Annotated in this window: 19 protein-coding genes and 1 other annotated feature; of the genes, 2 read left to right on the forward strand and 17 right to left on the reverse strand. The window is 41.0% G+C overall.

The window, feature by feature from the left end:
- Positions 1-54: 54 nt before the first annotated feature.
- The 13 genes from rpoC to T498_RS0102650 all read right to left on the reverse strand — a co-directional run bounded on the left by rpoC (position 55) and on the right by T498_RS0102650 (position 15,886).
- Positions 55-3,711, reverse strand: a complete 3,657-nt coding sequence (gene rpoC / locus T498_RS0102590) for a DNA-directed RNA polymerase subunit beta' (protein ID WP_028234584.1) — start codon at positions 3,709-3,711, stop codon at positions 55-57.
- Positions 3,712-3,730: 19 nt separating this feature from the next.
- Positions 3,731-7,639, reverse strand: coding sequence for a DNA-directed RNA polymerase subunit beta (gene rpoB / locus T498_RS0102595; RefSeq protein WP_028234585.1), 3,909 nt, complete (start codon positions 7,637-7,639; stop codon positions 3,731-3,733).
- A 225-nt stretch (positions 7,640-7,864) separates the two neighbouring features.
- A complete protein-coding gene (gene rplL, locus T498_RS0102600) occupies positions 7,865-8,239 on the reverse strand; it encodes a 50S ribosomal protein L7/L12 (protein WP_028234586.1) in 375 nt (124 codons plus the stop codon).
- A gap of 56 nt (positions 8,240-8,295) precedes the next feature.
- On the reverse strand, positions 8,296-8,802 hold the full coding sequence (gene rplJ, locus T498_RS0102605; protein ID WP_028234587.1) for a 50S ribosomal protein L10: 507 nt from the start codon (positions 8,800-8,802) through the stop codon (positions 8,296-8,298).
- Positions 8,803-8,846: 44 nt separating this feature from the next.
- Positions 8,847-8,984: a sequence feature (ribosomal protein L10 leader region), on the reverse strand.
- Positions 8,985-9,013: 29 nt separating this feature from the next.
- Complete coding sequence (rplA, locus tag T498_RS0102610; protein WP_028234588.1) at positions 9,014-9,709, reverse strand: 50S ribosomal protein L1; 696 nt, start codon at positions 9,707-9,709, stop codon at positions 9,014-9,016.
- An 84-nt stretch (positions 9,710-9,793) separates the two neighbouring features.
- Positions 9,794-10,219, reverse strand: coding sequence for a 50S ribosomal protein L11 (gene rplK / locus T498_RS0102615; RefSeq protein ID WP_028234589.1), 426 nt, complete (start codon positions 10,217-10,219; stop codon positions 9,794-9,796).
- Between the two features lie 54 nt (positions 10,220-10,273).
- Positions 10,274-10,804 (reverse strand): transcription termination/antitermination protein NusG, encoded by a 531-nt coding sequence (nusG, locus tag T498_RS0102620; RefSeq protein WP_028234590.1) that lies wholly within the window; start codon positions 10,802-10,804, stop codon positions 10,274-10,276.
- 14 nt (positions 10,805-10,818) lie between these two features.
- A complete protein-coding gene (gene secE, locus T498_RS0102625; RefSeq protein ID WP_028234591.1) occupies positions 10,819-11,016 on the reverse strand; it encodes a preprotein translocase subunit SecE in 198 nt (65 codons plus the stop codon).
- Positions 11,017-11,034: 18 nt separating this feature from the next.
- Positions 11,035-11,184 carry a 50S ribosomal protein L33 gene (gene rpmG / locus T498_RS0102630; protein WP_028234592.1) on the reverse strand — a complete coding sequence of 50 codons (150 nt, stop codon included), beginning with the start codon at positions 11,182-11,184 and terminating at the stop codon, positions 11,035-11,037.
- A 297-nt stretch (positions 11,185-11,481) separates the two neighbouring features.
- Entirely contained in the window at positions 11,482-12,339 is an 858-nt protein-coding gene (locus tag T498_RS0102635) for a carbohydrate ABC transporter permease (protein WP_028234593.1), read from the reverse strand.
- Between the two features lie 10 nt (positions 12,340-12,349).
- On the reverse strand, positions 12,350-13,255 hold the full coding sequence (locus T498_RS0102640) for a carbohydrate ABC transporter permease (protein WP_028234594.1): 906 nt from the start codon (positions 13,253-13,255) through the stop codon (positions 12,350-12,352).
- A gap of 112 nt (positions 13,256-13,367) precedes the next feature.
- On the reverse strand, positions 13,368-14,786 hold the full coding sequence (locus T498_RS0102645; RefSeq protein WP_028234595.1) for an ABC transporter substrate-binding protein: 1,419 nt from the start codon (positions 14,784-14,786) through the stop codon (positions 13,368-13,370).
- Positions 14,787-14,872: 86 nt separating this feature from the next.
- On the reverse strand, positions 14,873-15,886 hold the full coding sequence (locus T498_RS0102650) for a LacI family DNA-binding transcriptional regulator (RefSeq protein ID WP_028234596.1): 1,014 nt from the start codon (positions 15,884-15,886) through the stop codon (positions 14,873-14,875).
- A gap of 330 nt (positions 15,887-16,216) precedes the next feature.
- Here T498_RS0102650 and T498_RS0102655 point away from each other — a divergent pair, with 330 nt between their 5' ends.
- A complete protein-coding gene (locus tag T498_RS0102655; protein ID WP_028234597.1) occupies positions 16,217-18,652 on the forward strand; it encodes a GH36-type glycosyl hydrolase domain-containing protein in 2,436 nt (811 codons plus the stop codon).
- Positions 18,653-18,743: 91 nt separating this feature from the next.
- Positions 18,744-19,631: an RluA family pseudouridine synthase gene (locus T498_RS0102660; protein ID WP_028234598.1), complete on the forward strand. Its 888-nt coding sequence runs from the start codon at positions 18,744-18,746 to the stop codon at positions 19,629-19,631.
- Here T498_RS0102660 and T498_RS14620 read toward each other — a convergent pair.
- From T498_RS14620 to hpt, 4 genes are all read right to left on the reverse strand, one after another.
- Positions 19,620-20,072 (reverse strand): hypothetical protein, encoded by a 453-nt coding sequence (locus T498_RS14620; protein WP_051524546.1) that lies wholly within the window; start codon positions 20,070-20,072, stop codon positions 19,620-19,622. The two genes, T498_RS0102660 and T498_RS14620, sit on opposite strands and share 12 nt — an antisense overlap.
- Positions 20,073-20,169: 97 nt before the next feature.
- Complete coding sequence (locus T498_RS0102670) at positions 20,170-22,200, reverse strand: glycoside hydrolase family 13 protein (protein WP_028234599.1); 2,031 nt, start codon at positions 22,198-22,200, stop codon at positions 20,170-20,172.
- Positions 22,201-22,400: 200 nt separating this feature from the next.
- Complete coding sequence (gene ftsH, locus T498_RS14625; RefSeq protein WP_051524547.1) at positions 22,401-24,236, reverse strand: ATP-dependent zinc metalloprotease FtsH; 1,836 nt, start codon at positions 24,234-24,236, stop codon at positions 22,401-22,403.
- Positions 24,237-24,269: 33 nt separating this feature from the next.
- Positions 24,270-24,794, reverse strand: a complete 525-nt coding sequence (hpt, locus tag T498_RS0102680; RefSeq protein ID WP_028234600.1) for a hypoxanthine phosphoribosyltransferase — start codon at positions 24,792-24,794, stop codon at positions 24,270-24,272.

A 24,794-nucleotide genomic window follows, 5' to 3' on the forward strand; every position in this document is an offset into this window, starting at 1 on the left:
AATGTGAAAAAAAATGGTCCTGGCACAAGGCCAAGACCATTAATATAACTAGTATTATTCTACATCAACAAGTTCTTCTGAAGTTGTCTCACCCTCAAAGCCTTCTAAAGCTTCCTGTGTGTCAACTAACTGATTGTCAGTTGAAAGAGGGATATTAGAGTATCTCTTCATACCTGTACCAGCTGGGATTAAGCGACCGATGATAACGTTCTCTTTAAGACCGTTAAGTGGATCAACCTTACCCTTGATAGCTGCATCAGTAAGAACCTTTGTTGTCTCCTGGAATGAAGCTGCTGATAAGAATGAGTTTGTTGCAAGTGCTGCCTTTGTGATACCAAGAAGTTCCTGTGTACCTGTTGCAACTTCCTTGCCCTCTGCTTCCATCTGCTCATTTGCATCCTCAAAATCAAGCCAATCAACAAGTGAACCTGGCATAAATCCTGTATCACCTGCTTCGTCAATTCTGATTCTCTTAAGCATCTGACGGCAAAGTACTTCGATATGCTTATCGTTGATATCAACACCTTGTAAGCGGTATACACGCTGTACTTCACGGATTAAGTAATCCTGAACAGCTGACTTACCCTTAATTGTAAGGATATCGTGTGGGTTTACTGAACCTTCTGTAAGCTCATCACCTGCTTCGATTTCCTGTCCTGAAAGGACTTTGATACGTGATCCATAAGGGATAAGATACTTTTCAACATCGCCTGTTGAAGGGTTTGTAACAACAACTTCTCTCTTCTTTGTCTTAGAATCTTCTTCGATAGTAACTGTTCCGGCAATCTCAGAGATGATTGCAAGTCCCTTAGGCTTTCTAGCCTCGAAAAGCTCCTCGACACGAGGAAGACCCTGTGTAATATCGTTACCAGCAACACCACCAGTATGGAATGTTCTCATAGTAAGCTGTGTACCTGGCTCACCGATTGACTGAGCAGCGATGATACCGATTGCTTCACCAACCTGAACAGCACGACCTGAAGCCATGTTAGCACCGTAACACTTAGCACAAACACCAACGTGTGAACGGCAGTTAAGTACGTTTCTGATTTTAACCTTCTTGATTGGCTCGCCCTTATCATCAACACCACGCTCAATGATTGCAGCTGCACGCTTAGGTGTAATCATATGATTTGCCTTAACAATCATTTCGCCCTTAGCATCGTAGATAGAGTAGCAAGAGAATCTACCTGTAATACGATCCTTAAGAGACTCAATCTCTTCACGGCCATCCATGAATGCGTATACCCACATTCCTGGGATTTCTCTATTTGTACCAGCTACACAGTCAGACTCACGGATAATAAGTTCCTGAGCAACGTCAACCATTCGACGTGTCAAGTATCCTGAATCGGCTGTACGAAGAGCTGTATCTGAAAGACCCTTACGAGCACCATGAGCTGACATGAAGTACTCAAGTACATCAAGACCCTCACGGAAGTTTGACTTGATAGGAAGTTCGATAGTTTTACCTGTTGTATCAGCCATCAAACCACGCATACCAGCAAGCTGCTTAATCTGCTTATCAGAACCACGGGCACCTGAGTCAGCCATCATGAAGATGTTGTTGTACTTATCAAGACCATCAAGAAGGTCTCTTGTAAGCTCATCATCAGTCTCTTTCCATGTATCTACAACTTCACGATAACGCTCTTCCTCTGTGATAAGACCTCTCTTGTACTGACGAGTAATCTTATCAACTGTCTCTTCAGCCTGTGCAATAAGCTCTGGCTTCTGAGCAGGAACTGTCATATCTGAAATAGAAACTGTCATGGCAGCTATTGTTGAGTAGTGGTAACCCATTGCCTTGATATCATCAAGAACCTCAGCTGTCTTTGTAGCTCCGTGTGTATTAATAACTTTTTCAAGAATCTGCTTTAACTGCTTCTTACCAACGTGGAAGTCTACTTCTGGTACAAGCTCATTCTCTGGATTTGTACGATCAACGTATCCTAAATCCTGAGGAATAATCTCGTTAAAGAGAAGTCTACCAAGTGTTGATGAAACATTACCTGTTACTACAGTACCATCAGCATGTGTCTTAGAAACACGAACTGTAATACGTGCATGCATTGTAAGAGCCTTATTCTCGTAAGCAAGAATTGCTTCGTTGAGGTTCTTAAATATCTTGCCTTCACCAACTGCTGGCTCAGCATCGCCTACTGTAGTACCACGCTCCTGTGTAAGGTAGTAAATACCAAGTACCATATCCTGTGAAGGAACGGCTACAGGACCACCATCTGAAGGCTTAAGTAAGTTGTTAGGAGAGAGAAGCATGAATCTACACTCTGCCTGTGCCTCCTGTGTAAGTGGAAGGTGAACAGCCATCTGGTCACCATCGAAATCGGCGTTGAAAGCTGTACATACAAGTGGATGAAGCTTGATAGCTCTACCTTCTACAAGGATTGGCTCGAAAGCCTGAATACCAAGTCTGTGAAGTGTAGGAGCACGGTTAAGCATAACTGGATGCTCTTTAATGACATCTTCAAGGATGTCCCAAACCTCTGGCTCAAACTTTTCAACCATCTTCTTAGCATACTTAATGTTGTGTGCCATACCGTTGCTTACAAGCTCCTTCATAACGAAAGGCTTGAAGAGCTCAAGTGCCATCTCCTTTGGAAGACCACACTGGTAAATCTTAAGCTCTGGTCCAACGACGATAACTGAACGTCCTGAGTAGTCAACACGCTTACCAAGAAGGTTCTGTCTGAATCGTCCTGACTTACCCTTAAGCATGTCTGAAAGTGACTTAAGAGGTCTGTTACCAGGACCAGTAACTGGACGACCACGTCTACCGTTATCGATAAGAGCATCAACAGCTTCCTGAAGCATACGCTTTTCGTTACGTACGATGATATCAGGAGCACCAAGCTCTAATAATCTACGGAGACGGTTATTTCTATTGATAATACGACGATATAAATCGTTCAAATCTGATGTAGCAAAACGGCCACCATCAAGCTGTACCATAGGACGAAGATCTGGTGGAATAACAGGGATAACTGTCATAATCATCCACTCAGGTCTGTTTCCAGACTCGCGGAATGCTTCAACAACCTCAAGTCTCTTAATGATACGTGAACGCTTCTGACCTGTAGCGCTATCTAATTCAATCTGAAGTCTAGTAGCTTCTTCATCAAGGTCGATGTCCTTTAAAAGCTCCTGAATAGCTTCAGCACCCATTCCTACTCTGAAGCTGTCACCATACTGCTCTCTAGCATCCTGGTATTCAGCTTCTGTAAGAACCTGCTTGTACATGAGAGCTGTCTCTCCTGCATCAAGTACGATGTATGATGCAAAGTAGAGAACCTTCTCAAGTGTCTTTGGTGAAAGATCAAGAATAAGTCCCATACGTGAAGGGATACCCTTGAAGTACCAAATATGTGAAACTGGTGCAGCAAGCTCGATATGACCCATACGCTCACGACGAACGCTTGCTTTTGTGATTTCAACACCACAACGGTCACAAACTACACCTTTATAACGAATCTTCTTGTACTTTCCGCAGTGACATTCCCAGTCCTTGCTAGGTCCAAAAATCTTCTCGCAGAAAAGACCATCCTTTTCAGGCTTCAGTGTACGATAGTTGATTGTCTCAGGCTTTTTAACCTCGCCACGAGACCACTGTCTGATCTTCTCAGGTGATGCCAATCCAATCTGTATTGCGTCAAATGCTATTGGTTGATATGTCGCTTCTTTATTCTCTGGCATTTTGTAGCTCCCTTCCTAATTATTCCTCATCAAAATCATCTGCAACATCTGCGAAATCATCATCGTCTTCTACAAATGGTGCTTCATCTTCATCATCAACAAGATCTCCATCAGAATCAAACTTCTTAGTAGAGAATCCTGCCTGAGCAAATGAATTATCATCTTCGAAAGCAAAGTTTCTGTCGCTACCTGCGATGATAGCATTGAGGTCTGTATTTCCATATTCACTTGTCTCCATGAGCTCAACCTCTTCACGGTTTTCATCGAGCACACGTACATCAAGACCAAGTGACTGTAATTCCTTAAGTAATACCTTGAATGACTCAGGGATACCTGGCTCAGGAATATTTTCGCCCTTAATAATAGCTTCGTATGTCTTAACACGACCGATAACATCATCAGACTTCATAGTAAGGATTTCCTGAAGTGTATATGATGCACCATAAGCCTCGAGGGCCCAAACTTCCATCTCTCCGAAACGCTGTCCACCGAACTGCGCTTTACCACCAAGTGGCTGCTGTGTAACAAGAGAGTAAGGACCAGTTGAACGTGCGTGAATCTTATCATCTACAAGGTGGTGGAGCTTCAGGTAGTGCATGTGTCCGATTGTAACAGGACCATCAAATGGCTCACCTGTACGGCCATCGCGAAGCTGAACCTTACCATCTCTAGAAATAGGAACACCCTTCCAAAGAGCTCTGTGAGCACGGTTTGTAGAAAGATAATCCATAACATCCTCACGAAGTACATCAACATACTTATCGTAGAATGTCTCCTCACCGTTCTCAGCCTCTTCCTTATCAAATGGCATATTTACATAGTCATTTGCAAGCTCAAGAGTATCCTGAATATCAATTTCCTTTGCACCATCAAATACTGGTGTTTCAATATCAAATCCAAGTGCCTTTGCAGCAAGTGAAAGGTGAATCTCAAGGACCTGACCAATGTTCATACGTGAAGGAACGCCAAGTGGGTTAAGTACGATATCAAGTGGACGACCGTTTGGAAGATATGGCATATCTTCTACTGGAAGTACACGAGAAACTACACCCTTGTTACCGTGACGACCGGCCATCTTATCACCTACACCGATCTTTCTCTTCTGAGCGATGTAGATACGTACTGATTTATTAACACCTGGAGAAAGCTCATCGCCGTTTTCACGAGTAAATACCTTTGCATCAACAACGATACCGTAAGCACCGTGTGGAACACGAAGTGATGTATCACGAACTTCTCTAGCCTTCTCACCGAAGATTGCAAGAAGAAGTCTCTCTTCTGGAGTACGCTCTGTCTCACCCTTTGGTGTAACCTTACCAACAAGGATATCACCGGCACGAACCTCTGCACCGATACGAATGATACCGCTCTCATCAAGATCCTTAAGAGCATCATCACCAACACCAGCTACATCACGAGTGATTTCTTCTGGTCCAAGCTTTGTATCACGAGCATCGATTTCGTACTCTTCAATATGGATAGATGTGTAAACATCATCCTGAACGAGGCGTTCTGAAAGAAGAACAGCATCCTCGTAGTTGTAACCTTCCCATGTCATGAATCCGATAAGTGGGTTCTTTCCAAGGGCAAGCTCACCATTCTTTGTAGAAGGACCATCAGCGATAACCTCGCCTGCTTCTACATGATCGCCCTTAAATACGATTGGGCGCTGGTTATAGCAGTTAGACTGGTTAGAACGTGTGAACTTAAGAAGATCATACTCGTCTCTTGTTCCATCCTCGTCAGCCTTAACGATAATTCTCTTTGTTTCAGACATCTCAACGATACCTGCGCGCTTAGCAACAACGCAGACACCTGAATCGACTGCTGTCTTTGGCTCCATACCTGTACCAACAACTGGTGCTTCTGTAGTAAGAAGTGGAACGGCCTGACGCTGCATGTTTGAACCCATGAGGGCACGGTTAGCATCATCGTTCTGAAGGAATGGAATAAGGGCTGTAGCAACTGAGAATACCATCTTAGGAGATACGTCCATGTAATCGAACATCTTCTTATCGTATTCCTGTGTCTCCTCACGGAAACGACCTGATACGTTCTTTCTCATGAAGTGGCCTTCTTCGTCAAGCTTGACGTTAGCCTGTGCTACGTGGTAGTTATCCTCTTCATCTGCAGTCATGTATACAACCTCGTCTGTTACACGAGGATTTTCTGGATCTGTCTTGTCAATACGTCTGTATGGCGCCTCAATGAAACCATACTCATTGATACGAGCATAGCTTGCGAGAGAGTTGATAAGACCGATGTTAGGTCCTTCAGGTGTCTCGATAGGGCACATACGTCCATAGTGAGAGTAGTGAACGTCTCGAACCTCGAATCCGGCACGATCTCTTGAAAGACCACCAGGACCAAGTGCTGAAAGACGTCTCTTATGTGTCAACTCACCAAGTGGGTTGTTCTGATCCATGAACTGTGACAACTGTGAACTACCAAAGAATTCCTTGATAGCAGCTGTAACAGGCTTAATGTTGATGAGGTTCTGTGGAGAAATGTCCTCAAGGTCACGAGTAGTCATACGCTCACGTACAACCTTCTCAAGACGTGAAAGACCAATTCTGTACTGGTTCTGTAAAAGCTCACCAACGGCACGAATACGACGGTTTCCAAGGTGATCGATATCATCATCCTTACCAATGCCGTACTCAAGGTGCATGTTGTAGTTGATAGATGCAAATACATCCTCAACAGTAATATGCTTAGGGATAAGATCAGCTACTGAACGCTCAATAGCATCCTCAATATCTTCTTTTGTAGAGTTCTCCTCAAGAATTCTCTCAAGAACTGGATAGTATACGAGCTCTGTAATACCAAGAGCCTCAGCATCACAATCAACAAACTTTGTGATGTCAACCATCATGTTAGAAAGAACCTTAACATTGCGTGACTCAGTCTGGATGTATACATGAGTAACAGCAGCATTCTGGATAGCATCTGCCAACTCAAGTGTAACCTTATCTCCAGCTGAAGCAATCTTCTCGCCTGTTGTAGTGTCAACAACATCTTCTGCTAAGATATGACCAGTGATACGGTTTCTAAGCATTAACTTCTTGTTAAACTTATAACGTCCAACCTTTGCAAGATCGTAACGTCTAGGATCAAAGAACATACCATGGATAAGTGACTCTGCACTATCCTTAGCAAGTGGCTCACCTGGACGAAGCTTACGATAAAGCTCAAGAAGACCACCTTCATAGCTACCCTGTGGATTCTTCTCAGTAATAGCTGGATCCTTAGCGAATGTAGCAAGAATCTTTGGCTCCTCGCCAAATACATCTAAAATTTCCTGGTTAGTACCTAAACCAAGTGCACGAATAAGTACAGTAACAGGTACCTTTCTGTTACGGTCTACACGTACATAGAAAACGTCATTGGAATCTGTTTCATACTCAAGCCAAGCACCACGGTTAGGAATTACTGTACATGAATATAATTCCTTACCAATCTTATCGTGACCGATTGCATAGTAGATACCTGGTGAACGAACTAACTGGCTGACAATAACACGCTCTGCTCCGTTGATAACGAATGTGCCTGTCTCAGTCATAAGTGGCAAATCACCCATAAAGATCTCGTGTTCCTGCATGTCGCCGGATTCCTTGTTTACAAGGCGCACTTTAACCTTTAATGGTGCAGCATATGTTGCATCTCTTTCTTTGCACTGTGGAATAGTATATTTCACCTCATCCTTGCACAGTGTGAAGTCAACAAAATGAAGCTCTAACTGATTACCCCTATCTTGAATAGGAGAGATATCTGCAAATGCTTCCTTTAATCCGTCCTTTACGAACCAATCATAACTGTTCTTTTGGACCTCGATTAAATTAGGCATCTCAAGAACCTCTTTTTGTCTCGAGTAACTCATACGCAAGTTTTTTCCAGCTTTCACTGGACGTATTCTGTTTTTCTCCATTGACGTTCCACCTCTCATTTTATTTTAAATTGGATAAATCTTAATCAAAATAATGTGTAAAAACATGCCCATAAAAATAAGCATAGAAATACACACTGCACCACAATAGTGCAAACTACATTCTATGCCAAAAGCAACAATAAAGTCAAGTATTAATTTGTATATTTTTCAAAAAAATTAGCAGGTTCATACGAACCTGCCAATTTATAAAAATCAAAGCGTTGATTACTTTAATGTAACCTTTGCGCCGATCTCCTCAAGCTGAGCCTTGATTGACTCTGCTGTAGCCTTGTCAGCTGCTTCCTTGATTACCTTTGGAGCGCCATCAACGAGTTCCTTAGCTTCCTTAAGTCCAAGACCAGTAGCCTCACGAACAACCTTGATAACCTTAACCTTCTCAGAACCTACTTCTGTAAGCTCTACGTCGAACTCATCCTTTTCCTCAGCTGCTGCTGCATCGCCAGCTGCTGCTGCAACTACAACGCCTGCTGCTGCAGAAACGCCGAACTCTTCCTCACATGCCTTTACAAGGTCATTTAACTCTAATACGCTAAGCTCTTTGATAGCTGCGATAAACTCTTCTGTTGTCATCTTTGCCATGATTATTTTCCTCCATTAAAAAATATAAATAAAATCTGTTAAATCCAATTGGATAATTATGCCTCAGCTTCTGCTGGAGCATCACCCTGCTCTGCGATCTGGTTGAGAACACGAGCGAAGTTTGTAATAGGTGACTGTAAGCTTCCAAGTAACTTTGAAAGAAGTTCCTCTCTGCTTGGTACTGCTGCAACTGCCTGCATTCCCTGAGCATCATAGAATGTTCCTTCAACGACACCTGCCTTGATTTCAAGGTTCTGAGCTGTCTTACCAAACTTAGCAAGAATTCTTGCTGGTGCTGTAGCATCATCCTTTGAAACAGCGATTGCGCTAGGTCCTTCAAGAACTCCGTCAAGCTGTGCAAAGTCTGTTCCTTCGAAAGCACGCTTCATAAGTGTGTTCTTGTAAACCTTATATGTAACGCCTGCTTCACGAAGCTGCTTACGTAACTGTGTGTCTTCTGCAACTGTAAGTCCACGAGCATCAACAACTACAACTGAAGCTGCATCTTTAACCTGTGCTGAAATCTCGTCAACGATTGGCTGCTTTAATTCAACTTTTGCCACGAATTTTTCCTCCTTATAAATTTTGCGTGTTGCTTATATGAGGATAAGTAAAAGAAAAACCTCTATGCCATAAAGACATAGAGGTGATTAATCGATAAATACTTAATCGTCCTCGGCTGGTAGAGATAAATCTCTTTACGGCTAACGCCACCTGCTGTCTTCGGCAACAACTTTGTGCATTATATCATTTTGTATATAGGACTGTCAACAATTAGTTTGAAACTTTTGCAACATTAAGCTTAACGCCAGGTCCCATTGTAGGAGCAAGTGAAATGCTCTTAATGTACTGACCCTTTAAGCTTGCTGGCTTAGCCTTGTTGATAGCGTCCATAAGAGTCTGGAAGTTGTCCGCTAACTGCTCCTCTGTGAAAGAAGCCTTTCCGATAGGTACATGGATAATATTTGTCTTATCAAGTCTATACTCAATCTTACCAGCCTTGATTTCTTCAACAGCCTTAGCAACATCCATAGTTACTGTACCAGCCTTAGGGTTTGGCATAAGTCCTCTAGGTCCAAGTACACGACCAAGACGTCCAACAACACCCATCATATCTGGAGTAGCAACTACTGAATCGAAATCACTCCATCCTTCGTTCTGGATCTTTGGAATGAGCTCCTCGCCGCCAACGAAATCAGCGCCTGCAGCCTGTGCCTCATCAAGCTTAGCACCCTTAGCGAATACTAAAACTCGTACTGTCTTACCAGTTCCGTGTGGAAGTACTACAGCACCACGGATCTGCTGCTCAGCGTGACGACCGTCACAACCAGTTCTGATATGAGCTTCAATTGTCTCATCAAATTTAGCAGTAGCATTCTTCTTTACCTGTGCGATTGCTTCTGCTGGTTCGTATGCAGCTGACTTATCATATGAGCTAATAGCTGCAACGTATTTCTTTCCTCTTTTCATGTTTACCTCCTGTGGTTTATCGAGCTAATTGCTCTCCCACTCAAATAATAAATTGTAAGAACGTTGTTTTCGCTAAGCTGTTAATTATTCAACAACCTCAACGCCCATTGATCTACATGTTCCCTCGATCATGCTCATAGCAGCCTCGAGTGATGCTGCGTTAAGATCAGGCATCTTTGTCTCTGCAATTTCCTGAACCTGAGCCTTAGTAATCTTTGCAACCTTTGTCTTGTTAGGAGTACCTGAAGCCTTCTGAAGCTTGCAAGCCTTCTTGATAAGAACTGCTGCTGGTGGAGTCTTTGTGATGAAGCTGAAGCTTCTATCTGCATAAACAGTGATGATTGTAGGAACGATTGTATCGCCCATATCTGCTGTCTTTGCGTTAAACTGCTTTGTAAACTCCACGATGTTTACACCATGCTGACCAAGTGCTGGACCAACTGGTGGGGCTGGTGTAGCCTTGCCTGCTGGAATCTGCAACTTGATATAGCCTTCAATTTTCTTTGCCATGATATTCCTCCTGCTTAATAAGCATTAGCATAAATTAAATTCTATAATGCTAATTTAATCCATCTTACGTACGTCCGTGAAATCAATCTCAACCGGTGTTTCACGTCCGAACATTTCAACGCTGATTGTAACTGTCTGCTTCTTAGTGTTGATAGACTTAACAATTCCGACAGTATCTTTCCATGTACCATCGACAACGCTAAGAGTATCGCCAATTTCGAAGTCAACCTCAACGTTGACCTTTTCGGTGGTGCCACCTAGTAAGTATGCCTGAACCTCTGCCTCTGACAATGGCACTGGCTTACTTCCTGGTCCAACGAAACCAGTAACACCTCTTGTGTTTCTGACAACATACCAGGTTTCATCGTTCATAATCATCTCAATAAGAACGTAACCAGGGTACATCTTCTTTGAAACTTGCTTTTTAACGCCATCCTTAGTTTCGGTAACCTCAACCATAGGTACTCGTACATCAAGAATCTGCTCCTCGAGATGCTGAGTCTCGATAGCCTTTTCAATGTTTGTCTTGACTTTGTTCTCATAGCCTGAGTAAGTATGAACTACATACCACTTTGCCTCTGCCATATGCGATGCCTCCATTAAAAATTAACTAGGATATTAACACCCTTGTTGATCAATGCATCTAAAACGATGATGACCACTGCTACAACTACTGACACAGCAACAACTGCTGTTGTCTGTTTTGACACGTCCTTTGGATCTGCCCAAACGATTTTATCGAACTCAGTCTTGAGACCCGAAAAACGTCCTGACTTAACCTTTTTTTCGTCTGCCATAATTGCACCTCCCAAAGATTATTTTGTTTCTTTGTGCATTGTGTGCTTCTTGCAGAATCTGCAATACTTCTTGGTTTCCATTCTGTCAGGGTGTGTCTTCTTGTCTTTTGTCATGTTGTAATTACGCTGCTGGCATTCTGTACATGCCAATGTTATCTTTGTGCGCACAACTTCCACCTCCGTTAAATTTCTACTTTGGCCTTGTTTATACTCACTCATCATAGCGAACAATAGATGAGGCGAAAAAAGAGCATAAAAAAAAGACCTGCTTTTCTTAGTCGCTAGCTAAATTTAGCACAGCCAGGTAAGTCTGTCAAGTCTTTTTCTGAATTTATATATTACAAAAACACGACCCTCATCAGTCAGCTAGACCAATACGGGAAAGCAGAGCCCTTGCAAATTGCCTTCGGCAATGGGCTCGCTGTAGTAAGCAATTTACCCAAGCAAGCTTGTGCAAATTACTTGCTAACCTTTTACACCACCCAAAGTCACACCACCTACAATGTGCTTAGAAAGTATTAGGTATACAATTATAACAGGGAAGATTGAGAATGCAATCATCACGTATACCTGTCCCATATCAAACTTAAGCCAGTCTGCATTACGAAGCTGGGCTATTAATATAGGAAGAGTCTTCTTTGCGTCATCATGTAGCACAAGAGCTGGCGTGAAGTAATTGTTCCAACTGCCTACGAAGCTGAAGATTGCCTGTACAGCAATAGCTGGCTTCATAAGAGGTGTTACAATCTGATTGAAGGTTCTGAATTCTCCAGAGCCGTCAATTCTTGCTGCTTCAACAAGTGATAGAGGAAGTGTAGCATCCATGTATTGCTTCATATAGAAGAATACCGCTGGAGATGCTATTGCAGGTACGATAAGAGGAATAGCGCTGTTATCAAGCTTCATCTTATCAATCAACTGCAAGAAACCAAGTACAGTTACCTGGGTAGGAATCATCATAATCATAAGAATGAATGTAAAGATGAATTTCTTTCCCTTAAAATCATATGCATGAATAGCATACGCTGTCATTGTTGAAAAATATGTAGCAAGTGTTGCTGTTAAAAATGCAATAATCAAAGAATTAAACATACCTCTTATTATAGGTAGTGTTCCATTCTTAAGATTCACCCAGTTTTCCACCAAATGCGAGCTAGGGATAGCTGTAAATCCAGCACTTAATTCCGAATTGCTTCTTGTAGCATTAATGAACAGTACATAAAACCAGAACAAGCACAAGAACGATATTATTATTAATACAATGTAGGCAATCAGTCTTCTGAAGTGAATACCGCCGCCAGATTGTTTCTTTTTTTCTGCCATTTCTACTCTCCTAATTCTTTTCTGAATTTGTAAACTTGTAAACAATCAAACTTAAAATTCCAGTGATTACAAACATGTATACTGAAAGCGCACCAGCAAGACCGAAGTTCTTGCTAAACAAATGCTTGTTCAAGTACATGATAAGTGTCATTGATGAACGCATTGGATCACCAGTACCGTTTGTTAAAATCTGTGGAACATCAAACATCTGTAAACCACCGATAAGTGATGTAATCATTACATATACCAAGATTGGTCTAAGTAATGGCAGAGTGATTTTATAAAAAATCTGATTAGCAGTTGCGCCATCAACCTGAGCCGCTTCGAATAATGAAGGATCAATACCCATCATGCCTGCCATCAGAAGAATAGTCGTATTTCCAAACCACATAAGACAGTTCATAGTTGCCACAAGTCCTCTGACAGATCCTGCATGGCTCATAAACTGAAACGCTTCTTTAAATACACCGACCTGAATTAACAATGAGTTTATTGGGCCGCCGTCTGCAAATAATGTAAAGAATAACATTGCGAATGCTGATGCCATAATCAAGTTTGGCATATAGATTACTGTTTTAAAAAATGTCTGGCACTTTAATCTAAGTGAAGGATCAGTAAACCAAGCTCCTAATAATAATGAAAGTACTATCTGTGGAATAAAGCCTAAAATCCACATAATCATTGTGTTCTTGAAATATAATGGTAAATCACCATTTGTAATTATTGTTTTGTAATTTTCGATTCCAACAAAATTAGGACCAATCTGAGTTAATCCCGAACGATAATTCTCGAAAAAAGAATTATAAATAGTAGATACCAATGGTATCAACTGAAAAATTATAAATACTACAAGAAACGGAATTAAAAATATGTAGCCCCATTTATTGTATCTAACTACTTTACTTTTCTTAGCCATAAATACTCCCTTTGTCTTTAAAATAGGGCACATGGAGCATATCCCCCATGTGCCCCAATATGATTGTCAGTCTCCAGTCATCGATTTTCTAAAGAAAATCAAAAACCTGATACTAGTCAGCTGTTACATCTGGGTACTTCTCAACAATTGCCTTCTTGAACATATCAAGAGCTTCATCCTTTGTAGCGTTACCCTGGAAGTAGTTCTTCATAGCCTTTTGGAACTCTTCGTTACATCCCTGATCATAAGCTGAAAGATTTGAGAGGTCTACCTTCTCAGCACCTTCTGCAAGCTGTGCATATGGGTTCTGTCCACCAAGAAGATCAAGGTTACCTGAATCGTCAGATGCAAGTTCTGCAAGAACTGTCTTAGAGTTTACACAATCAGCATCCTTCTGAGCGATATCCTTAAGTACTGCCTTGTCTGTTGTCATTGTAAGGATGATATCCTTTACAAGGTTAGCATTGTCTGTACCTGTAGCTGCGCAGATCCATGTACCACCCCAGTAATAAGACTGTGGTCCTACACAGTATCCCCAGCCGCCCTTGTTAGCGATTGTGCCATCCTGATCTGCATCAAGGCAGAAGTTGAAGAACCAAGCTGGTCCAAAGTAGCCGAATATCTTACCTTCTGGTCTCTTACCCTTTGCCCAGTCATCACCCCAAAGATCATCTGTTGTCTCAGCCTTAGCATCAACAAGTTCCTTAGAGTCATCAACCCACTTTTCAATGTTCTTATCAATTACAACCTTGCCATCCTGTACCCACTTACCAGATACATTGTTTGAATATACGCGGTATGTATCGTTTACAGAGCACATCTTGTAACCAGCTTCAGCTACCTTAGCTGCTGTCTCATTGTACTTAGACCAATCAGCTACTGCTGCCTGTACTTCATCTGGATCATCTGTGCCAAGGATTTCCTTAGCTGCTTCTCTGTTGTAAATAAATCCAGCTGAGCAAGCCTGCCATGAAGAACCCTTTAAGTTACCGTTTGAATCTGTAACGATATCCTGTGTGTACTTGTACTGATCAGCAAGGTCAGCATCTGTAATTCCAAGATCCTTAAGAGCCATTGCATAATCTGTATCAACATACTTAAGTGCATAGTCAGCTTCTACAAGGAATAAGTCAACCTTGTCATCTGCTGCAGCAGATTCCTGAGCTAAAAGTGCCTCATCAAGATTGTTCTGGTATGCATTGTCTGTTGAAGGAGTGATATTCCAAACGACATCAACATCACCAATCTTACCATGTGTTGAATCTACTTCTGTGTAGCCTGCATAATGATCTGTAAGACGGCTCTTGAACTCCTCGTTCCATCCATAGATGTTAAGAACCTTACCTGTGTCTTCAGGAAGCTCTACTGCAGCATCAGCTGTATCAGTTGTCTCAGTAGCAGTGGTTTCTTCTGTAGAAGTGCTGTCTGAGCTAGCTGTGTCTGTTGAAGCTGTTTCTGAACTACCACATGCAGCAAACATTGTTGCTGTCATTGTTGCCATTGCTAGCAAACTTACTAAACGTTTTTTCATTTTGTGTTCCTCCCAATTTTTACGCGCTTTGCACGTTTTGCTTGATTATTACTGCATTTATATAAGTTGATTTCTCAACCAAATGCCTAATTAAGTTTTTTTAGAGTATCTCCCTCAAGGAGTTTTCCTTTTACCACAATCTGCTTAATCAATGTGGTCTTTGGCCTTTCGATTAAATCGATAAGATTCTTAGCTGCCTGAGTTCCAAGGCCATCTGTATCCTGCCTATATGTTGTAAGACGCGGACAAATGTGGCGAGCCACCTTAATTCCATCAAAACCTACAACTGATATATCATCTGGTACCTTTAAGCCTCTTTCCGCAATAGCTCTCAGACCTCCATATGTTGCATAATCATCTGGATAGAAGATACAAGTTGGTCTTGTTCTTAACTTAAGTAATTCTAATGTCTTTTCGTAAGCTCCATGTGTATCCCTATAAGGAGATTCTTTGATATACTCATCAGGAACTTCGATACCATATTCCTCCATTTTTCTATTAAATGTAACCAGGCGTAAATTCGTTGTAGAAGAACTCAAGCCATGAATATAGGCGATTCTTCTATGCCCTGAAACCACTGCAAAATCCACCAAATCCGACATACCACCAACATTATCAGAAAGAATTGCTGTAGTTTCGTTGTAAAGGTGATCTATTGTAACTACAGGTATATTGCTTTTAACCAGTTCAAAAACTTCTGGATCATCAAAATGTACATTCGCAATTATTACTCCATCAAAACGACGATATCTTGCATGTTCCAAATAAGATGTTCTTCCCGGTCTACTTCTATCATTAGAGATAAAAGTTATGTCATAACCATTTTTTTCAACTTCTTTTTTAAAACTTTCCAAAACTGGTGCAAAGAAATCATGTGTCAAACCGCTGTTAGCATCATCCATAAATAGGACGCCAATATTATGTGTGCGATTTGTCTTCATCGTCTTCGCCGCTGCATTTGGGACATAGCCCATTTCCTTTGCAGTTCTTTGTATCCTAGCTTTTGTCTCAATACCAATATCGCTATGATCATTTAATGACTTGCTTACTGTAGCTGTAGATACGCCACAGGCCGCTGCAATGTCCTTTAGTGAAACCATTTCTTTTCCTCTCCCTAGTTTATCTCTTCCACTTAATCGTTTTCGTGACTTAAATATAAATCCTTTTACGATAATTCACAAGATGTTTTCGAAAATTCGTCTTTAAGTTACAGTTTCGTTAACTAGTTTAGTGAGTTTTCAACAAACTTTGTTTCATATAATTGTTATTCGCCACACTTATTGCTATTCTATAGGGGAATTAGTTTGTCTAATTACTTAAACGTTTACGTGTGATATTTTTATTTAATCCCTTGTATATCACTTTTTACTCACTTAATCGTTTATCAAGATACACTATTTAATCTTTAATCATTTTCTTAGGAGGATAAAATGAAATTTGGATTTTTCGATGATGTCAACAAAGAATATGTTGTAACCACACCAAAAACCCCATTACCTTGGATTAACTACTTAGGTTGCAAGGATTTCTTTACTTTAATATCTAACACCTGCGGTGGTTATACATTTTATAAAGATGCGAAACTTCTTAGAATGACAAGATATCGTTACAACGATACAACACCAGATACTAACGGCAAGTACTTCTATATCAAAGACGGCGATACAATCTGGAACCCTGGTTGGCAGCCTACAAAAACCGAGCTCGATTCTTACGAATGTCGCCATGGTATTGGATATAGTAAGTTTACCGGCCTTAAAAATAATATAAAAGCAGAGCTTATTACTTTTGTCCCTGTAGATGATGCTGTTGAGCTCACTAAGATTACATTGACAAATACAGGTTCAGCTAAAAAGGAGCTTTCACTTTTCTCTTATGTAGAATGGTGCTTATGGAATGCTGATGATGATATGAAGAACTATCAGCGTAACCTTTCAATCGGTGAAGTTGAAGTAATCGATTCTACTATTTATCACAAGACAGAATACAGAGAGCGCCGTAATCATTACGCAGTTTACTCTGTAAATACTAAGATTGATGGCTTTGAGACTAGCCGTGATGAATTCCGTGGTGCATACAACGGACCTGATAAGCCAGCAGCTGTTATCGAAGGAAAGCTTCATAAAACAATCGCTTCTGGGTGGTATCCCATCGCTTCTCATCAAATAAATGTTAGCCTTGAGGCTGGCGAAAGCAAGACTTTCGTATTTGCTTTAGGATACATCGAAAATGCTGAGGATGATAAGTGGGAAGCTCCCGGTATCATCAATAAGAAGAAAGCTAACGCTCTTCTTGCTAAGTACCAGACAACAGAAGATTTCGATAAGGCTTTCGCAGCTCTTAATACATATTGGAATGATCTTCTTAGCAAGTTCCATATAGAGTCTAAGGATGAGCATGTAAACCGTATGGTTAACATTTGGAACCAGTATCAGTGCATGGTTACATTTAACATGTCACGTTCTGCTTCTTACTATGAAACAGGTATTGGTCGTGGAATGGGCTTCAGAGATTCTTGCCAGGATCTTCTTGGTTTCGTTCACTTAATTCCCGACAGAGCTAGAGAGCGTATCATTGATATCGCTTCAACTCAGTTCCAGGATGGCGGCGCTTACCATCAGTATCAGCCACTTACAAAGAAGGGTAATTCTGATATCGGTTCAGGCTTTAACGATGATCCATTATGGTTAATCGCTGGAACAAGCGCTTACATTCGCGAAACTGGTGATACTTCAATCCTTAAGGAGATGGTTCCATACGACAACGATATGTCAGTGGCAACTACACTTATGGAGCATTTGAAGCGTTCATTTGATTACATTGTTAATCACAAGGGACCACATGATCTTCCACTTATTGGTCGTGCCGATTGGAATGACTGCTTGAACCTTAACTGCTTCTCTGAGCATCCAGGTGAAAGCTTCCAGTGCTTCGGACCTTCAGAGGGACCTGTTGCTGAATCAGTATTTATTGCTGGTATGTTTGTAAAATATGGTCGCGAGTACGCAGACCTTTGCAAGCTTATGGGCGACAATGCTGAAGCTGACAGAGTTTTAGCTGAGGTTGATAAGATGATTAAAGCCATTGAGAAGGATGGCTGGGACGGTGATTGGTTCGTAAGAGCTTATGACGCATACAGCCACAAGGTTGGTTCTAAGGAATGTGATGAAGGACAGATTTATATTGAGCCACAGGGTATGTGCGTAATGGCTGGTGTTGGTATCGAGGATGGCAACGCTAAGAAAGCCCTTGATTCAGTTAAGGAAAAGCTTGATACAAAGTATGGTGTTATGATTCTTCAGCCAGCTTACACAAGATATCATCTTGAGCTTGGTGAAATCACATCATATCCACCTGGATACAAGGAGAATGCAGGAATCTTCTGCCACAACAACCCATGGATTTCTATTGCAGAAACATGTATTGGTCGTGGTGACAGAGCCTTTGAAGTTTACAAGAAGACTTGTCCATCATACATAGAGGACATTTCTGAGATTCATAGAACAGAGCCTTATGTTTACTCACAGATGGTAGCAGGAGCTGATGCCAAGTTCCACGGTGAGGCTAAGAACAGCTGGCTTACAGGAACTGCTGCATGGACATTTACAAATATCTCTCAGTACATTCTTGGAATTTATCCTACACTTGAGGGACTTTCAGTTAATCCATGTATTCCAGCAGAATTCGGTGATTTCAATATCACACGTGTTTACCGCGGTGTAACCTACAATATTGAAATCAAGAACCCTAACAAGGTTCAAAAGGGCGTTGCATCACTTACAGTTGACGGCGTAGAGGTTGCAGGAAATGTAATCCCATTCGACGGAAGCAAGAAGACAGTAAGTGTAGTAGCAACTATGAAGTAGCTTCTTTTTCTTAATTTAAATAATATTATTCTCCTTCTAAGAAAGAGCCAGACATTGACATGTCTGGCTCTTTTGCTTAATAATTGTCCTTATGAATCGAACACTAACTTATGAAATAACAACTGAATACGATGGATTTCAGATAGATAAATATCTTAAGGCTCAGGGCTACTCTTCTGCCAATATCACTGCCATTAAAAAGATGCCTAATAACGTTGTAATTGACGGCGAGTGGGTTCATATGAATAGAAAGCTGTCTGCGGGCGAACTACTGACAGTGAATATATCTGAAGAGGATTCTTCCGAAAAGATTCCACCTGTGAAGATGGATTTAGATATTGTATATGAGGATGAGGATATTATTGTGATTAATAAGCCTGCAGGGCTGCCTATACATCCTAGTCTTAATCATTACGAGGATTCACTGGCTAATGGTCTGGCTTATTATTATAAGGCTCAGGGAAAGCCTTTTATTTTCCGATGTGCAAATCGACTGGATAAAAACACATCCGGTCTGACCGTCATTGCAAAAAACCTGGTGAGTGCCAATATCATTTCAACCATGGTTAAAAACAGGAAGTTTCACAGGGAGTATTATGCCATTGTAAGAGGTCACATCGAACCTGAATGCGGTACCATCGATGCTCCAATTGGTCGAATGGGTGACTCTATAATAACAAGACAGGTGGATTTCGAAAATGGAGAAAATGCAATCACCCATTATCAGGTTATTCATGAAAAAAATGGGCACAGCCTGGTTTCCATTCATTTAGAAACAGGCCGTACCCACCAAATACGAGTTCATTTTAAATATATTGGCCATCCTCTGATTGGTGACCATTTATACAATCCCGATATGGAATACATGAACCGCCAGGCACTTCACTCTCACAAGATTGAATTTAACCATCCAATCACCGGGGAGGAAATGGTGTTCGTCGCAGACTTACCTGAGGATATGGCTTTTTTAAATGAATGAAGCCTTTAAATCCTCATATTCACGATTGATTTCTGCGACTGTAGCAGTATCACCTGATTCTCCATCAGGATGATAAATCTTGATAAGGTCCTTATACCGCTTTTTAAGGGCCGTTTGCGTAGAAACTCCAGAGAAGAACATCTCTCCATGAACAATGTTGTCCTCCATGCCATATGGTTCCATATAGCTTGACTGAACCTGTTCGTAAAATTTCTTCTTACGCTCGAATTGCTTTTTGTCATCAGCAAGCTTTTGAGTTTCCTGGATGAGAAGCTCCCATTTTAACTCAAACTGTTTTTCCTGCTGCTCAAGGCAGTGAATACGTGCCTCAAATTCTCTTTTTTCCTTTAGCAAATCATTCCATGCTTTCTCTAACTCTTTATGCCGGTCCTCAAGTGCTTGCATGTCGATATTGCTCTGACATGTGAGATCCTTTGCCATAGTTACTCTCCCGTATAATCCAAATGTAGTGGCGCTTTGCCAAAACCTGAAATGATTATACTATATGTTGTGTGAGTTGTAAAACAAAAATCCTACTCTATCTTTTGTACACTATGCCAGTGTAGGCAGATAGTTCAACATGAAGATTTCCACCTTCAACATTTATATCGGTCGGCATAATAGAATAACCAACCTCATTTGTCATAATTGTTCTCTCCAGAGTGCTATTAAGTGGAACTCCCGCAATCCAAACAGGTATATCCACCTCTATTCTGCTTCCATTTGAGTTTACAACTACAATAACCTGCTCGTTTGCTGTGAACCTTGCATAACTAATAAATCCCTGACCACAGTTCAAGAATCTGAACGAGCCTTCTTTTATGGCATGGCTCAGCTTGTGAACCATGATCATATCTCGAGTAAAATCAATCAAATCGTAATTACAATTACCCCAAGGATATGTACGACGGCTATCTGGATCAGTAAATCCACAAACGCCTGCTTCATCTCCGTAATATAAGGTAGGAGCTCCAGGCCATGTGAACTGTATCAGTTCTGCCAGCTTCATAATCGGTATGCTCACGCCATCTTCTGCTGCCCTCGCTCCCTTGGTAGCGATTCGCCCTACCACATGATTTGTTCTAGTAAGGAATCTAGAGTGATCATGGTTTGACAGCTGATTCATAGAGCAATACAAGGATGGTGTCTTAAGCCTTGCCATAAAATGTAGCATAGTATTTTTAAAACGTTCACCATCACCAATGGCACTAGGCTGAAATTCATCTGAGTGTTTTTCCATTCCTGTAAGGAAGAATGTAAGTGGCTCCATAAATGCATCGTAATTCATGATGGTATCCCACTGATCACCAGCCAACCATGCACTCGGGTTGCCATAATGCTCCGCCAAAATAATAGCATTTGGATTTGCGGATTTTACCGCATCTCTGAAATCATGCCAAAACTTATGGTTAAACTCTTCTGAATGGCCCAAATCCGCTGCAACATCTAATCGCCATCCATCGCAGTTATAAGGTTCGCTTACCCATTTTTTGCCAATGTTCAAAACGTAATCATACAAACGCTTTGATTCCTCATAGTTGAGCTTTGGCAATGTATCGTGGCTCCACCATCCATCATAAGATTTATTATCTGGCCACGAATCTTCATAGAAAAAGAAGAAATCATGATATGGACTATCCTTACTTTCGTAAGCACCTGGCTCATATCCCTCTTCTTTTGAATATATTTTTTCTCTGTTAAGCCATTTATTAAAGGAACCACAATGATTAAACACGCCATCAATAATGATTCGGATTCCTTTTTCATGGGCCTCTCTTACAAAATCTGCAAAAAACTGATTACTAGCCTCAAGATTCTCCTTGTTGGTAACTCTCAGCTTATATTTTGTTGCATGAGTGTTATCGTAGTCGCCATCCTTCAGGCATTCCCCACCATCATTCTTTATTACAGTGAGATGAGGATCGATATAATCGTAATCAGAAGTATCGTATTTATGATTAGAAGGTGACACAAACAAAGGATTAAAATAAATTACTTCAACACCTAAGCTTTTCAGATAATGTAGCTTTTGCCTAACGCCCTCTAAATCGCCACCATAAAATCTTCCTATATCAAGTGTTGCTGGAAGAGAACTCCAATCTGACACTTTTTGAACCGGCGCCCCAACATAGTGATATTCATTATTCTCAACATCGTTGCTGGAATCGCCGTTATAAAATCTATCCACAAGTATTTGGTACATAACTGCACCTTTTGCCCAGGCAGGTGTGGAAAAGTCTGGCATTATTGAGAAATCATAATGTTCTCTCAAGTCTCGCCACAATCCAACTCTATCATAATAGTAAAGCCCTGAATCGCCCTCTATTTCAAAATGATATCTAAATTCCTTATCCTTAAGCTGGACATCACAAGTATAGAAATCAAATTCACCTCGAGTGCGCTCTAAGTGCATTGCTTTCTTCTCATTTAAGTCCTTTGAAACCAAATAAGCTTTTAATTCCTCTTGATGATAAACTCTGAGCCTTATAGTAACTAGATCAAAAGACTTGGGTTCCATCGGACATCTATATTCAGCTGTACCATCTGAGTAAATTGCTTGGATATTCATAATTACTCCCCTTGAGTTTTTAGAAAATAAAAAAGACAGCAACGATCGCTGTCTTTTTAGGAGAAGGTATTTTTACTATGGGGTTAGTAAAAATTATATAATGTATTGGGGGGTTTTTACGATGTTTATTATATGGCGGTGCAACACTCAAGTGTGCACAAATATAACAAAACATCTCGAACCTTTTTGTGCATATTGCACTATTCTCCCCAATCTATGCCTTCTACAGCGGTCTCGCTTGAACCTGAAGCCTCAAATAATGCTTCAAACTCATCTCTACCAATCTTTTCTTTTTCTAATAATAGATTAGCACATTTATGCAAAATCTGTTCATTCTCTTTTAAAATTTTCACAGCTTTTTCATAACAATCATCAATGAGCTTTTTAACTTCATCATCAATTGCCTTAGCTGTGGCATCAGAAAAGCCTTTAGTATGGGCTAAATCACGGCCGATAAATACCTCTTCATCGTCATCGCCATAGTGAACCATGCCGATTGTCTTTGAAAAGCCGTACTTAGTAACCATATTTCTAGCCATCTGTGTTGCTTGCTTAATATCATTTGAAGCCCCAGTAGTCACGTCATCAAATATAATTTCTTCAGCAACTCGACCGCCTAATGAAACGATAATATCCTGTGTCATCTTGCCCTTGGTATTAAACATTTCATCATTTTCATTTATAGGCATTGTATAACCTGCCGCACTTGCGCCCGTAGGTATTATTGATACGGAATATACTGGGCCAACATCTGGCAATACATGGAAAAGTATTGCATGTCCAGCCTCATGATATGCAGTAATCTTTTTCTCTTTCTCAGAAACTACTCTGCTCTTTTTCTCTTTACCGATTCCGACCTTTACAAATGACTTCTTAATATCATCCTGAACGATATATGCTCTATCCTCACCAGCAGCAAGAATAGCAGCCTCATTAAGAAGATTCTCAAGATCTGCACCAGTAAAGCCCACAGTAGTCTGAGCAATCTGGTGTAAGTCAACATCCTCAGCCAAAGCCTTATTAGCTGAGTGTACCTTGAGGATTTCCTCACGGCCTTTTACATCAGGCCTTCCAACGTACACCTTTCTATCAAAACGTCCTGGGCGCATGATAGCCTGATCTAATATATCTACACGGTTGGTAGCCGCCATTACGATAATACCTTCGTTAACGCCGAAACCGTCCATTTCAACCAAAAGCTGGTTTAATGTCTGCTCACGCTCGTCATGGCCACCGCCCATACCAGTACCTCTACGTCTGGCAACAGCATCAATCTCATCAATAAAAACAATACATGGTGCGTTCTGTTTTGCCTCAGCAAACAAATCACGCACACGAGATGCACCGACACCTACAAACATTTCTACAAAATCCGAACCGGAAATAGAGAAGAATGGTACTCCTGCCTCACCTGCTATAGCCTTAGCAAGAAGGGTTTTACCTGTACCAGGAGGGCCCACAAGGATAACTCCCTTAGGGATACGTGCTCCCAACTGAGTATATTTTTGAGGATCCTTAAGGAAATCTACAAGTTCTTCAACTTCTTCTTTTTCCTCTTTAAGACCTGCTACATTATCAAATCTTGTGTCTATATCCTCTTTGTTTGTCATTTTGGCTCTGCTCTTGCCAAAATTCATCATCCTAGAATTAGCTCCACCTCCACCAGAGCCCTGAGCATTCATCATAATCATAAATAATATGAATACTGCTCCAAGCACAATCAGCATTGGAAGAAGATCTGAAATCCAGCTATCACGCGGAACATCCGACAGACTATAGGATACATCAGCATCATCAAGCATTTCCTGAACTGTATTGACATCAGATACATAAAGAGTAACTGTGTCGCCGCCTTTTAGCTTAATATTTGCTGCCCCTGTAGGCACTTGCTCATTCTGCGAAATGCTAACAGATTTAACCTCCCCATCAGCAAGGGCAGATTTGAATTCCGCCATTGTGTAAGTTGTAGTAGGCTTGCCCATGCTTGTGTATAGCATAAACAATACAACTGCCACAAACAGAGCGTAAATTATCATTCCTGAAGCTCTACGTTTCCTCAATTCAGCCTCCTAATCTAGCTCTACCACACCAATATATGGTAAGTTACGATACTTCTGATCATAATCCAATCCATATCCAACTACGAACTGATCAGGAATAGTAAAGCCAGTGTAATCAACGTGAACATCAACCTCGCGACGATCTGGCTTATCAAGCATTGTTACCATACGTACTGATTTAGCACCTCTGTCTTTAAAATACTGACCTAAGAAATTAAGTGTGTTTCCGCTATCAATAATATCTTCAACAATAATTACATTTTGTCCTGTAGGATCAAGATCAAGTTCCTTTTTGATCTTAACAACTCCAGTAGATACTGTGCCGCCTTCATAACTTGAAGTAGCCATAAAATCAATAATAACTGGAACTGTAATACGTTTTGCCAACTCACAAGCAAAGAAAGCTGCGCCCTTTAATACACATACTAAAAATACTGACTCACCTTCATAATCCTTGCTAATCTGCTCACCAATTTCAGCAATTCGTTCTGCCAATTCATCTTCTGGCAACAGAACTCTAATGCTCTCGCTCAT

Origin of the sequence: Pseudobutyrivibrio sp. MD2005 (genome assembly GCF_000621865.1) — a bacterium.
Classification (GTDB): domain Bacteria; phylum Bacillota; class Clostridia; order Lachnospirales; family Lachnospiraceae; genus Pseudobutyrivibrio.